This window comes from Acidovorax soli (genome assembly GCF_014207955.1).
GTDB lineage: Bacteria > Pseudomonadota > Gammaproteobacteria > Burkholderiales > Burkholderiaceae_C > Acidovorax > Acidovorax soli_A.
In genome coordinates this window covers 164859-177528 of record NZ_JACHLK010000005.1, presented here as the reverse complement: position 1 = coordinate 177528, position 12670 = coordinate 164859, and the positions used below count along the sequence as shown (strand labels likewise).

General features: G+C 68.0%; 11 protein-coding genes. All 11 read left to right on the top strand.

Translation table 11 applies throughout. The features are described from left to right. Positions 1-117: 117 nt before the first annotated feature. The 11 genes from HNP48_RS14835 (at position 118) to trpA (ending at position 12617) form a co-directional block, all read left to right on the top strand. A complete protein-coding gene (locus HNP48_RS14835) occupies positions 118-1080 on the top strand; it encodes a LysR substrate-binding domain-containing protein (protein WP_184858206.1) in 963 nt (320 codons plus the stop codon). Between the two features lie 30 nt (positions 1081-1110). Next, on the top strand, positions 1111-2532 hold the full coding sequence (gene leuC / locus HNP48_RS14830; RefSeq protein ID WP_184858204.1) for a 3-isopropylmalate dehydratase large subunit: 1422 nt from the start codon (positions 1111-1113) through the stop codon (positions 2530-2532). 65 nt (positions 2533-2597) lie between these two features. Further along, positions 2598-2726: an entericidin A/B family lipoprotein gene (locus HNP48_RS14825; RefSeq protein ID WP_007850089.1), complete on the top strand. Its 129-nt coding sequence runs from the start codon at positions 2598-2600 to the stop codon at positions 2724-2726. A gap of 10 nt (positions 2727-2736) precedes the next feature. Continuing rightward, complete coding sequence (gene leuD / locus HNP48_RS14820; RefSeq protein ID WP_184858202.1) at positions 2737-3387, top strand: 3-isopropylmalate dehydratase small subunit; 651 nt, start codon at positions 2737-2739, stop codon at positions 3385-3387. A 93-nt stretch (positions 3388-3480) separates the two neighbouring features. Beyond that, on the top strand, positions 3481-4551 hold the full coding sequence (leuB, locus tag HNP48_RS14815; RefSeq protein ID WP_184858200.1) for a 3-isopropylmalate dehydrogenase: 1071 nt from the start codon (positions 3481-3483) through the stop codon (positions 4549-4551). Positions 4552-4864: 313 nt separating this feature from the next. Further along, positions 4865-5995 carry an aspartate-semialdehyde dehydrogenase gene (gene asd / locus HNP48_RS14810; protein ID WP_184858197.1) on the top strand — a complete coding sequence of 377 codons (1131 nt, stop codon included), beginning with the start codon at positions 4865-4867 and terminating at the stop codon, positions 5993-5995. A gap of 304 nt (positions 5996-6299) precedes the next feature. Then, complete coding sequence (locus tag HNP48_RS14805; protein ID WP_409362558.1) at positions 6300-8933, top strand: FimV/HubP family polar landmark protein; 2634 nt, start codon at positions 6300-6302, stop codon at positions 8931-8933. A gap of 49 nt (positions 8934-8982) precedes the next feature. After that, entirely contained in the window at positions 8983-9801 is an 819-nt protein-coding gene (gene truA, locus HNP48_RS14800; protein WP_184858193.1) for a tRNA pseudouridine(38-40) synthase TruA, read from the top strand. Further along, positions 9798-10562 carry a phosphoribosylanthranilate isomerase gene (locus tag HNP48_RS14795; protein ID WP_184858190.1) on the top strand — a complete coding sequence of 255 codons (765 nt, stop codon included), beginning with the start codon at positions 9798-9800 and terminating at the stop codon, positions 10560-10562. Before truA ends, HNP48_RS14795 begins: the two co-directional genes overlap by 4 nt. Next, on the top strand, positions 10540-11811 hold the full coding sequence (trpB, locus tag HNP48_RS14790; RefSeq protein ID WP_184858188.1) for a tryptophan synthase subunit beta: 1272 nt from the start codon (positions 10540-10542) through the stop codon (positions 11809-11811). Before HNP48_RS14795 ends, trpB begins: the two co-directional genes overlap by 23 nt. Continuing rightward, positions 11808-12617: a tryptophan synthase subunit alpha gene (gene trpA / locus HNP48_RS14785; RefSeq protein WP_184858186.1), complete on the top strand. Its 810-nt coding sequence runs from the start codon at positions 11808-11810 to the stop codon at positions 12615-12617. Before trpB ends, trpA begins: the two co-directional genes overlap by 4 nt. Positions 12618-12670: the final 53 nt, after the last annotated feature.

The following is a 12670-nucleotide window of genomic DNA, read 5'->3' as shown; positions in this document are numbered from 1 at the left end:
AGAAGGCCGCAGACGCGATGGACGACATCGCCGTTCGCGATGGCAACAGGCATTCTTTTAGAGGAAAATAGCAGTTCGCCTTCTCCAAACGAGAAGCACAAAGAATTCCGAGACCCGATGAAAAGCTCTGAGCGCAGTTTTGCGCGCCGCATAGACCTCACCTCGCTGCAGTTGTTCGTGGCGGTGTGCGAGCTCGGCAGCATCGGCCGCGCGGCGGAGCGTGAATTCATCGCCGCCTCGGCCGTGAGCAAGCGCCTGTCGGACCTGGAAACCGCTGTGGACACGGCCCTGCTCTACCGCCACAGCCGGGGCGTCACGCTCACGCCAGCCGGCGAAAGCCTGCTGCACCATGCGCGCACCGTGCTCTTCGGCCTGGAGCGCATGCAGGGTGAGCTCAGCGAGTACGCCGACGGCGTGCGCGGCCATGTGCGCATGCACGCCAACATCTCGGCCATCTTCCAGTTCCTGCCCGAGGACCTGGGCGCCTTTGCACGCGAGCACAGCCAGATCAAGATCGACCTGCAGGAACACCTGAGCAGCGACGTGCTGAGCGCCGTGCACGAAGGCGCCGCCGACCTGGGCATCTGCAATGTCGCCATGGCTGCGGGCAACGGCGCCGCCGAACTGCAAAGCCGCCCCTACCGCGCCGACCACCTGGTGCTGGTGGTGCCCGAGGTGCACGCACTGGCCCAGCACACCGCCATCGGTTTCGAGGAGGTGCTGGACTGGGACATCGTCGGCCTGCACGCCAACAGCAGCATCAGCCTGGCCATGCGGGCCGCAGCCGCCGCGGCCGGGCGCCCGCTGCGCCAGCGCATCCAGGTCACGGGCCTGGATGCCATGTGCCGCATGATCGACAACGGCCTGGGCGTAGGCCTGCTGCCGGACCGCGCCTTCGAGCTGATGCGCGGCGTGGGCAGCCTGCGCGCCGTCCCCCTCACCGATGCCTGGGCCCACCGCGAACTGCAGGTGGTGGCCCGCGACTTCAACGCCCTGCCCGTCACCGCCCGGTTGCTGGCAGAGCACCTGGCCCCCCCGCCGCCCGCCAGCGCAGCTGCGCCTGCGGGCATGCCCCACTAAAATCACACACCCACCTGAAAGAGACGCACCATGGGACGCACCCTGTACGACAAGATCTGGGACGAGCACGTCGTCCACACGGAAGAGGACGGCACCTCCATCCTCTACATCGACCGGCACCTGGTGCACGAGGTGACCAGCCCCCAGGCCTTCGAAGGCCTGCGCGAGGCCGGCCGCAAGGTGTGGCGCACCAGCTCCATCGTGGCCACGGCCGACCACAACACGCCCACCACGGGCTGGGAGGCCGGGTATGACGGCATCACCGACCCCATCAGCAAGGAACAGATCACCACGCTGAACGACAACATGGCGCAGATCCACCCTGCGGCCTTCTTCCCGTTCATGCACAAGCGCCAGGGCATCGTGCACGTGATCGGCCCCGAAAACGGCGCCACCCTGCCCGGCATGACCGTGGTGTGCGGCGACAGCCACACCAGCACGCACGGCGCCTTCGGCGCGCTGGCGCACGGCATCGGCACCTCCGAGGTGGAGCACGTGATGGCCACCCAGACCCTCTTGGCCAAGAAGGCCAAGAACATGCTGGTGCAGGTGGACGGCCAGCTCGCCAAGGGCATCACGGCCAAGGACATCGTGCTGGCCATCATCGGCAAGATCGGCACGGCCGGCGGCACGGGCTACACCATCGAGTTCGCGGGCTCGGCCATCCGCAGCCTGTCCATGGAAGGCCGCATGACGGTCTGCAACATGGCCATCGAAGGCGGCGCGCGCGCCGGCCTGGTGGCCGTGGACGAGAAGACCATCGAGTACGTGCGCGGCCGCCCCCTGTCGCCCACGGGCGTGGAATGGGACCAGGCCGTCGCCTACTGGAAGACCCTGCACTCCGACGCCGATGCGCAGTTCGACACCGTGGTCAAGCTCGACGCCGCGCAGATCCAGCCGCAGGTCACCTGGGGCACCTCGCCCGAGATGGTGCTGGGCATCGACGCCCGCGTGCCCGACCCCGACAAGGAAAAGGACGCCAACAAGCGCGGCGCCATCGAGCGTGCGCTGACCTACATGGGCCTCACGCCGGGCAAGCCGATCAACGACATCACCATCGACAAGGTCTTCATCGGCTCGTGCACCAACAGCCGCATCGAGGACATGCGCGAAGCCGCCGCCGTGGTCAAGAACCTGGGCCGCAAGGTGGCCAGCAACGTGAAGCTGGCCATGGTGGTGCCGGGCTCGGGCCTGGTCAAGGAACAGGCCGAACGCGAAGGCCTGCACGAGATCTTCAAGGCCGCGGGCTTCGAGTGGCGCGAGCCCGGCTGTTCCATGTGCCTGGCCATGAACGCCGACCGCCTGGAGCCGGGCGAGCGCTGCGCCAGCACCAGCAACCGCAACTTCGAAGGGCGCCAGGGCGCCGGCGGCCGCACCCACCTGGTGAGCCCGGCCATGGCCGCAGCCGCTGCGGTGCACGGCCACTTCGTGGACATCCGCCAGTTCGCCTGAACTTCACCTCCATTCCATCCCTCCAACACCCGTTGGCCCATCCACTGTCCCCAAGGAACACCGTCATGAAGAAGACCGCCACTTTCATCGCCCTTTCGCTGGCCTTCCTGCTGGCCGGCTGCAACACCGTCAAGGGCGTGGGCCAGGACGTCCAGCGGGCTGGCGGCGCCCTTGAGCGCGCCGCCAACAAGTAAGGCATCCCACATGCAGAAATTCACCGTGCACAAGGGCCTCGTGGCCCCGATGGACCGCGAGAACGTCGACACCGACGCCATCATCCCCAAGCAGTTCCTCAAGTCGATCAAGAAGACCGGTTTCGGCGTGAACCTGTTCGACGAATGGCGCTACCTGGACCATGGCGAGCCTGGCGTTCCCGAGTCCTCGCGCAAGCCCAACCCCGACTTCGTGCTCAACCAGCCGCGCTACAAGGGCGCCAGCGTGCTCATCGCGCGCAAGAACTTCGGCTGCGGATCGAGCCGCGAGCACGCGCCCTGGGCGCTGGACCAGTTCGGCTTCCGTGCCGTGATCGCGCCGAGCTTTGCCGACATCTTCTTCAACAACTGCTTCAAGAACGGCCTCTTGCCCATCGTGCTGCCCGAGGCCACCGTGGCCCAGCTGTTCGACGAAGTGGCCGCCTTCCCCGGCTACCAGCTCACCATCGACCTGGAACGCCAGGTCATCGTGCGCCCCCAGGGCGAGGAGATCCCGTTCGAGGTACAGGCCTTCCGCAAGTACTGCCTGCTCAACGGCTTCGACGACATCGGCCTGACGCTGCGCCAGTCCGACAAGATCCGCGCCTTCGAAGCCCAGCGCCTGGCCACCAAGCCCTGGCTGGCGCACAGCATGGTCTCCTGACCAGGCACCCCTACCCCGGTTCACCACCAGCGGCCGACGCCGCCCGGCAGACCTGCCAGGGCGCTCGGCCCTTCCTTTGAAAAGAAGTCGTTCATGAAAATTGCAGTTCTGCCGGGAGACGGCATCGGCACCGAAATCGTCGCAGAGGCCGTCAAGGTCCTCGAAGTGCTGGACCTGAAGTTCGAGATGGAGTCGGCCCTGGTGGGCGGCGCCGCCTACGAGGCGCACGGCCATCCCCTGCCCGAGGCCACGCTCAAGCTGGCCAAGGAAGCCGACGCCGTGCTGTTCGGCGCCGTGGGCGACTGGAAGTACGACAAGCTCGACCGCCCCCTGCGCCCCGAGCAGGCCATCCTGGGCCTGCGCAAGAACCTGGGCCTGTTCGCCAACTTCCGCCCCGCGATCTGCTACGAGCAACTCGTGGGCGCATCGAGCCTCAAGCCCGAGCTGATCTCGGGCCTCGACATCCTCATCATCCGCGAGCTCACGGGCGATATCTACTTCGGCCAGCCGCGCGGCCGTCGCGTGGCCACCGATGGCCACTTCCCCGGCGCCGAGGAAGCCTTCGACACCATGCGCTACAGCCGCCCTGAAGTGGAACGCATCGCCCACGTGGCCTTCCAGGCCGCGCGCAAGCGCAGCAAGCGTGTGACCAGCGTGGACAAGGCCAACGTGCTCGAAACCTTCCAGTTCTGGAAAGACATCGTGACCGAAGTCGGCAAGGAATACCCCGACGTGGAGCTGGACCACATGTACGTGGACAACGCCGCCATGCAGCTGGTGCGCGCGCCCAAGAAGTTCGACGTGGTGGTCACCGGCAACATGTTCGGCGACATCCTCTCGGACGAAGCCTCGATGCTCACCGGCTCCATCGGCATGCTGCCCTCGGCCTCGCTCAACAGCAGCAACCAGGGCCTGTACGAGCCCAGCCACGGCAGCGCCCCCGACATCGCCGGCAAGGGCGTGGCCAACCCGCTGGCCACCATCCTGTCGGCCGCGATGATGCTGCGCTTCTCGCTGAACCAGGAGGCCGCCGCCCAGCGCATCGAAGCCGCCGTGCAGAAGGTGCTGGCCCAGGGCCTGCGCACCCCCGACATCTGGAGCGAAGGCACGACCAAGGTCGGCACGGCGCAGATGGGCGATGCGGTTGTACAGGCGCTGAAATAAGGCGCGCAGCCATCGGCATGGCGCACAGGGCGGCCCTCGGGCCGCCCTTTTTCGTTGCAGCAGGCCATCAATCCCCCTTGAGCGCTCCGGCGGGCTTGCGATATACTTGACGTCCTATGTTTGCCGCCCACACGTTCGCCCTGAACATTGCACCCGCCGCCACGGCCGGTGTGGCTGCGCGCGCAACCATCACCAAAACCACGACCATTAAGGGCTGATCCAGCCTGGTTCGTCGTGCGCCCTTCCTGGCCTGACGAGCCAGGCGAGCAGTCCCGGTCTGGCACTGTTTCTTAATCTGAAAAGGGGCGTTGAAATGAGCAAGTTGGTAGGTTTGGTCGGCTGGCGCGGCATGGTCGGCTCGGTGTTGATGGATCGCATGGCCGAAGAAAAGGACTTCGACCTGATCGAGCCATTGTTCTTCTCCACCTCCAATGCGGGCGGCAAGGCCCCGGCGTTCGCCAAGAACGAGACCACGCTGCAGAACGCGTTCGACATCGAAGCCCTCAAGCGCTGCGACATCATCATCACCGCCCAGGGCGGCGACTACACCACCGAAGTGTTCCCCAAGCTGCGCGCCGCAGGCTGGAACGGCCACTGGATTGATGCCGCCTCCACGCTGCGCATGCAGCAGGACGCCGTGATCATCCTGGACCCCGTGAACATGCCCGTCATCAAGGACGCGCTGGCCAAGGGCGGCAAGAACTGGGTGGGCGGCAACTGCACCGTGAGCTGCATGCTGATGGGCGTGGGCGCGCTGTACAAGGCCGGCCTCGTCGAGTGGATGAGCACCCAGACCTACCAGGCCGCCAGCGGCGGCGGCGCCCAGCACATGCGCGAGCTGCTCACGCAGTACGGCACGCTGAACGCCGAAGTGAAGTCCCTGCTGGACGATCCCAAGAGCGCCATCCTGGAAATCGACCGCAAGGTCATCGCCAAGCAGCGCGCCCTCTCCGGCGCCGAGACGGCCAACTTCGGCGTGCCGCTGGGCGGCTCGCTGATCCCCTGGATCGACAAGGACCTGGGCAATGGCATGTCCAAGGAAGAGTGGAAGGGCATGGCCGAGACCAACAAGATCCTGGGCATGGGCGAAGGCTTCGGCTCGGCCGCCATCCCGGTGGATGGCTTCTGCGTGCGCGTGGGCGCCATGCGCTGCCACAGCCAGGCGCTGACCTTCAAGCTCAAGAAGGACGTGCCCGTGGCCGATCTGGAAGCCATGATCGCCGCCGACAACGAGTGGGTGAAGGTGGTGCCCAACACGCGCGAGGCCACCATCAAGGACCTGACGCCCGTGGCCGTGACCGGCACCATGACCATCCCCGTGGGCCGCGTGCGCAAGCTGGCCATGGGCCCCGAGTACGTGGGCGCCTTCACCATCGGTGACCAGCTGCTGTGGGGCGCTGCCGAGCCGCTGCGCCGCATGCTGCGCATCCTGCTGGCCGCTTAAAATCCCCCGCCGGGCTCGCAGGAGCCCCGGCCTCCAGCGCGCGCAACGCCTGTTGCGCGCGCTTTTTTGCGCCCAAACGCTTGACACACCCGGTTACGTGACGTTGGCAATTGGCAACATCTAAATGCCCCAAGTTGGGGCATGACCACCGGGGGCAAAGCTTCTGCGCCACCTCAGCTTGTCAGTGCAAAACATTGATGCTATGGTGCTTTTTACATATTTTCACGCGCCGGGGCGGGACCAGACCATGAGAAAAACAGCACCGCTCGACCGAGCCGCACAACCCAATCAGTTGATGGCAAACATGCATCGTTGGAAATTTTCTGTGCTGGCGGCTGCGGCCGTGGCAACTGCCGGGCTCTACGCCACCGATGCGTCCGCGCTTGCGCTGGGCCGCATCACCGTGCAATCTGCGCTGGGCGAGCCCCTGCGGGCCGAAATCGACCTGCCGCAGATCACCCCGGCAGAGGCCGAGACCCTGAAAGCCACCACGGCCACGCCCGAGGTGTTCCGCTCGCAGGGCATGGAGTACTCGCCCACCATGAACAACCTGCAGGTGCAACTGCAACGCCGCGCCGATGGCACGGCCGTGCTGCGCCTGTCCAGCGACCGCCCGGTGAACGACCCCTTCGTCGATCTGGTGCTCGATGCCTCCTGGGGCTCCGGCCGCCTGGTGCGCAGCTACACCATGCTGTTCGACCCGCCAGCGATGCGCCGCCCGGCGCCATCGGTCACGGCAGCTCCTCAGATCACGCCCCCCGCTGCGCGCGGCGAGACCCCTCCCGCGGTTGCGGGACGCCCTTCCGCAGCGGCACCAGCCCCTGCAACGCCCCGCGCACCCGCACCCGCAGCAGCCCCGCGCCCTGCCGCCACCGAAGGTTCGGTGACCGTGCAGGCCGGTGACACGGCAGGCCGCATTGCCAATGCCAACCGCCCCAGCGGTGTGTCGCTCGACCAGATGCTGGTCGCCATGCAGCGCGCCAACCCCGATGCCTTCATCGGCGGCAACATCAACCGCATCAAGGCGGGCGCCGTGCTGCAGATGCCGGACCAGGCCACGGCCCAGTCCACGCCAGCCCCCGAGGCGCGCCAGATCCTGGCCGCCCAGAGCCGCGATTTCGGCGCGTTCCGCCGCAAGCTCGCCGAATCGGCCCCGTCCACCACCGTGGCATCGGCCGAGCGTTCGGCCAAGGGCTCGGTGCAGACCCGCGTGGAAGACAGCAAGCCGGCCACCACGGCGCCCGACAAGCTCACCCTGTCCAAGGGCTCGGTCAAGGGCCAGAAGGCGGCCGAGGACCAGTTGGCCAAGGACAAGCAGGCCAGCGACGCATCGGCCCGCATGGCCGAGCTGTCCAAGAACATCAGCGACCTGAACAAGCTGGGTGCTGCATCGGCGGCAGCCCCGTCGACGCCGGCCGCACCGGCCCCTGCAGCCGCACCGGCGCCTGCTCCCGCAGCCCCGGCCGCCAGCGCACCGGCCCAGGTGGCGGTTCCTGGCGTACCTGCCACGCCGGCCGCCCCCGAAGCCCCGCCGGCCATGGCCGCCTCCGAGCCCACCAGCGGCGCTTCGGCCGAAGCCAGCGCTGCACCCGCGTCGGACGCTGCAGCGGCCACGCCGCCTGCCGCTCCGGCTTCCAAACCCGTCGTGCGGCCACCCGCCCCCCCCGTGGCAGAGCCTGGCTTCTTTGACGGCCTGCTCGACGACCCGCTGATCCCCCTGGCCGGTGGCGGCCTGCTGGCCCTGCTGCTGGGCTACGGCGCCTACCGCGTGATCCAGCGCCGCCGCAACAATGCGGGCGTGGACAGCTCGTTCCTGGAAAGCCGCATCCAGCCCGATTCCTTCTTCGGCGCCAGCGGCGGCCAGCGCGTGGACACCGCCAACAGCGAGATGACCACGGGCTCGTCCATGGCCTACTCGCCCAGCCAGCTCGATGCCGGCGGCGACGTGGACCCCGTGGCCGAAGCCGACGTGTACCTGGCCTATGGCCGGGACCTGCAGGCCGAGGAAATCCTCAAGGAAGCCGTGCGCCACAACCCGGCCCGCGTGTCCGTGCATGTGAAGCTGGCCGAGATCTACGCCAAGCGCCAGGACCGCAAGGCCCTGGAATCCGTGGCGGGTGAAGTCTTTAAGCTGACGCAGGGCGAAGGCCCCGACTGGGCCCGCATCGTGGACCTGGGCCGTGGCATCGACCCCGAGAACCCGCTGTACCAGCCCGGCGGCCGTCCCGGCCAGCAGGCGGAAGACGAGAGCCCCTCGATCCCCGGTGCCTTCGTGAGCACCTTCTCGGGCGCACCGGCACCCTCGGCCGCGCTGCCACCCGACCTGGATCTGGACCTGGACCTCGATCTGCCCGACGACGCGTTGACCGATGCGCCCCCGGCAGCCCCCGGCGGATTTGCCGCTGCAGCCGCAGCGGCGAGCGCCGCCGCCGTTGCAGCACCGGCCCCACGCGAACCACAGCGCATGGAGCCCGTGGTCTCCAACGACGATTTCGCACTGCCCGACCTGACGGCCGATGCCGCCTGGAATGCACCGGCCCCGGCCCCCGCACCGGCGGCCCGCGCGGCCGCTCCCAGGGACGAGCTGACCATGGCGCCCACCGGCCCCATGCCGCTGGCCGAAGCGCAGGACTCCAGCCCCATGGATTTCGACCTGGGCGAGCTGTCGCTGGACCTGACGGCCCCCTCCAAGCCCATGGCCGCACCGGCCTCGTCGCGCGAAACGGAGATTCCCACGGCAGCCGTGCCCATTTCGCCGGAAGACGACGGATCGGACGCCGCCCAGGATGACCCGCTGGCCACCAAGCTGGCACTGGCCGAGGAATTCAACGCCATCGGCGACACCGACGGTGCGCGCACGCTGATCGAGGAAGTCGTGGCCGAATCGAGCGGCGCCCTGAAGACCCGCGCCCAGCGCATGCTGGTCGAACTGGGCTGATGCGGTCGGCTCCGGCAACCCGCTCCCCCACCCTCTCCCAGGCCCGCCCATGAGGGTGGCCCTGGGTGTCAGTTACAACGGCCAGGCCTACAGCGGCTGGCAGAGCCAGCTGTCGGGCAACACCATCCAGGACAAGCTGGAGGCGGCCCTCGCGCGCTTTGCCACGCACCCCGTGAGCACCCTGTGCGCCGGCCGCACCGATGCCGGGGTGCACGGCCTGATGCAGGTGGTGCATTTCGACACCCCGCTCAACCGCCCCCCTTCGTCCTGGGTGCGCGGCACCAACACCTTCCTGCCTGCGGACATTGCGGTGCAATGGGCCAGCCATGTGCCCGACGGCTTCCACTCGCGCGCCAGCGCCGTGGCGCGGCGCTACGCCTATGTGCTGCTGCAGTCGCCCGTGCGCCCGAGCGTGGACGCCGGGCGCGTGGGCTGGGTCTACCACCCGCTGGACCATGCGGCCATGCGCCAGGCGGCGGACTACCTGCTGGGCGAGCACGATTTCACCTCGTTCCGCGCATCGGCCTGCCAGGCCAAGTCGCCGGTCAAGACGCTCACGCGCATCGACATCACGCGGCGCGGCCTGGGCGAGCCCCACGCCGAGCTGGGCTGGAGCCCCTGCTACTGGCGTTTCGAGTTCGAGGCCAACGCCTTTTTGCACCACATGATCCGCAACCTCATGGGCTGCCTGGTGGCGATCGGCCGGGGCGACCAGCCGCCCGAATGGATGCAGCAGGTGCTGCAGGCACGCTCGCGCGATGCGGCGGCGCCCACCTTCTCGCCCGACGGGCTGTACTTCCAGGGACCGGTCTACGACGCCGCGTGGGGGCTACCCCAGCGCACGGCTGCGTATGATTGGCTCCCATGAGCCCGATCATCCCATCCCCCAGCGCCCCCCTGCCCGCCAGCCGCACCCGCATCAAGATCTGCGGCCTGACCCGCGAGCAGGACGTCGATGCCGCCGTGGCCGCCGGGGCCGATGCCGTCGGCTTCGTGCTCTATGCCAAGAGCAGCGGCCGTGCCGTGACGGCCGAGCGCGCGGCCGAGCTGGCGCGGCGCCTGCCCCCCTTCGTCACGCCGGTGCTGTTGTTCGTGAACGCCAGCGCCCAGGAGGTGATGGCCGCGACGGCGCTGATCGCGGGCGCCACGGTGCAATTCCATGGCGACGAGACGCCCGAAGACTGCCTGGCCGCCACGGGCGGCGGCGCCCGGCCCTGGCTGCGCGCCGCCCGTATACCCCTGGGCCCGGATGCGGCACAATTCGACCTCGTAAAATACGCACACGATTTTTCAAACGCCCAGGCCATCCTGCTCGACGCCCATGTCGAGGGGTACGGCGGCGGCGGCAAGGCATTCAATTGGTCACTCCTTCCACCAAGCGTCGGCTCTCACCTCGTTTTGTCTGGTGGACTCACGCCTGCAAACGTGACCGATGGCATTTTGCAAGTGCGCCCGCGTTGCACCACGCTGGCGGTTGATGTCAGTTCCGGCGTCGAGGCCCTGGGGCCCGATGGCAAGCCCCTGCGGGGCACCAAGGACGCCGACAAGATCCAACGCTTCGTTGCCGCCGTGCGTGCGGCCGATGCACAACTTGCAAAGAATCCCCATGAATTCCTATCAGCAACCTGATCCCTCGGGCCATTTCGGCTCCTATGGCGGCAGCTTCGTCAGCGAGACGCTGACCCACGCCATCAACGAACTGCGCGAGGCCTACGCGCGCTACCAGCACGACCCCGAGTTCCTGGCCGAATTCCAGTACGAGCTCAAGCACTTCGTGGGCCGGCCCTCGCCCGTCTACCACGCCGCGCGCACCAGCCGCGAGCTGGGCGGCGCGCAGATCTACCTCAAGCGCGAGGACCTCAACCACACCGGCGCGCACAAGATCAACAACGTGATCGGCCAGGCCATGCTGGCCCGGCGCATGGGCAAGCCGCGCATCATCGCCGAGACCGGCGCCGGCCAGCACGGCGTGGCCACGGCCACCATCTGCGCGCGCTATGGCCTCGAATGCGTGGTCTACATGGGCTCGGAGGACGTCAAGCGCCAGAGCCCCAACGTCTACCGCATGAAGCTGCTGGGGGCCACCGTGGTGCCCGTGGAGTCGGGCAGCAAGACCCTCAAGGATGCGCTCAACGAAGCCATGCGCGACTGGGTGGCCAATGTGGACAACACCTTCTACATCATCGGCACGGTGGCGGGTCCGCACCCCTACCCCATGATGGTGCGCGACTTCCAGAGCGTGATCGGCAACGAGTGCCTGGAACAGATGCCCGCGCTGCTGGTGGAGCAGAAGGTGCCCGCCGAGCAGCCCGACGCCGTGGTCGCCTGCGTGGGCGGCGGCAGCAATGCCATGGGCATCTTCTACCCCTACATCCCGTTCGAGAAGACGCGCCTGATCGGCGTGGAAGCCGCTGGCGAGGGCCTCGACAGCGGCAAGCACTCGGCCTCGCTGCAGCGCGGCAGCTCAGGCGTGCTGCACGGCAACCGAACCTTCATCCTGCAGGACGCCAACGGCCAGATCACCGAGACGCACAGCATCAGTGCCGGCCTGGACTACCCCGGCGTGGGCCCCGAGCATGCCTGGCTGCAGGAGATCGGCCGGGCCGAGTACGTCGGCATCACCGACAAGGAGGCGCTCGAAGCCTTCCACCACCTGTGCCGCGCCGAGGGCATCATCCCCGCGCTCGAATCCAGCCATGCCGTGGCCTATGCCATGAAGCTTGCCAAGACCATGCGCCCCGACCAGTCCATCCTGGTCAACCTGTCGGGCCGCGGCGACAAGGACATCGGCACCGTGGCCGACCTGTCGGGCGAGGATTTCTACGACCGCCCCTCCATGCGCGGACTGACCGTGAAAGGCGCAGAGGCCAAGCCATGAACCGCATCAGCACCACTTTTGACCAATTGAAGGCACAGGGCCGCAAGGCCCTGGTGCCCTATGTCACCGCCGGCTTCCCGTTCGCCGACATCACCCCCGCTCTCATGCATGGCATGGTGGAGGCGGGTGCCGACGTGATCGAGCTGGGCGTGCCCTTCTCCGACCCCATGGCCGACGGCCCGGTGATCCAGAAGGCGGGCGAAAAAGCCCTGTCCCTGGGCATCGGCATGGCCCAGGTGCTGGACCATGTGCGCGAGTTCAGAAAGCGCAACAGCACCACCCCCGTGGTGCTCATGGGCTATGCCAACCCCGTGGAACGCTACGACCAGGTGCACGGCGCGGGCGCCTTTGTGCGCGACGCGGCGGCGGCCGGCGTGGACGGCGTGCTCGTGGTGGACTACCCGCCCGAGGAATGCGAGGCCTTTGCCGCCAGCCTGCGCGCGCATGGCATGGACCTGATCTTCCTCTTGGCCCCCACCAGCACGGACGAGCGCATGGCCCAGGTGGCGCGCGTGGCCAGCGGCTATGTGTACTACGTATCGCTCAAGGGCGTGACGGGCTCGGGCGCGCTCGATACCTCGGCCGTGGAGCAGATGCTGCCGCGCATTCGCCAGCATGTGCAGATCCCCGTGGGCGTGGGCTTCGGCATCCGCGATGCGGCGACCGCCCAGGCCATCGGCAAGGTCGCCGATGCCGTGGTGATCGGCACACGCATCATCCAGCTGATCGAGGACCAGCCGCACGAGAAGGTCGTGGCGATCACGGTCGACTTCCTGCGCGGGGTGCGCAAGGCGCTCGACGCATAATAGGGGTTTGGCGGCGCCCTCCCTGCCGGGGGCGCCCGCCGCTGCTTCACACA

What these genes read in the sequence shown, in the direction of transcription:
- HNP48_RS14835 (WP_184858206.1), top strand. Translation starts at nt 118, where the DNA reads ATGAAAAGCTCTGAGCGCAGTTTTGCGCGCCGCATAGACCTCACCTCG.
- leuC (WP_184858204.1), top strand. Translation starts at nt 1,111, where the DNA reads ATGGGACGCACCCTGTACGACAAGATCTGGGACGAGCACGTCGTCCAC.
- HNP48_RS14825 (WP_007850089.1), top strand. Translation starts at nt 2,598, where the DNA reads ATGAAGAAGACCGCCACTTTCATCGCCCTTTCGCTGGCCTTCCTGCTG.
- leuD (WP_184858202.1), top strand. Translation starts at nt 2,737, where the DNA reads ATGCAGAAATTCACCGTGCACAAGGGCCTCGTGGCCCCGATGGACCGC.
- leuB (WP_184858200.1), top strand. Translation starts at nt 3,481, where the DNA reads ATGAAAATTGCAGTTCTGCCGGGAGACGGCATCGGCACCGAAATCGTC.
- asd (WP_184858197.1), top strand. Translation starts at nt 4,865, where the DNA reads ATGAGCAAGTTGGTAGGTTTGGTCGGCTGGCGCGGCATGGTCGGCTCG.
- HNP48_RS14805 (WP_409362558.1), top strand. Translation starts at nt 6,300, where the DNA reads ATGCATCGTTGGAAATTTTCTGTGCTGGCGGCTGCGGCCGTGGCAACT.
- truA (WP_184858193.1), top strand. Translation starts at nt 8,983, where the DNA reads ATGAGGGTGGCCCTGGGTGTCAGTTACAACGGCCAGGCCTACAGCGGC.
- HNP48_RS14795 (WP_184858190.1), top strand. Translation starts at nt 9,798, where the DNA reads ATGAGCCCGATCATCCCATCCCCCAGCGCCCCCCTGCCCGCCAGCCGC.
- trpB (WP_184858188.1), top strand. Translation starts at nt 10,540, where the DNA reads ATGAATTCCTATCAGCAACCTGATCCCTCGGGCCATTTCGGCTCCTAT.
- trpA (WP_184858186.1), top strand. Translation starts at nt 11,808, where the DNA reads ATGAACCGCATCAGCACCACTTTTGACCAATTGAAGGCACAGGGCCGC.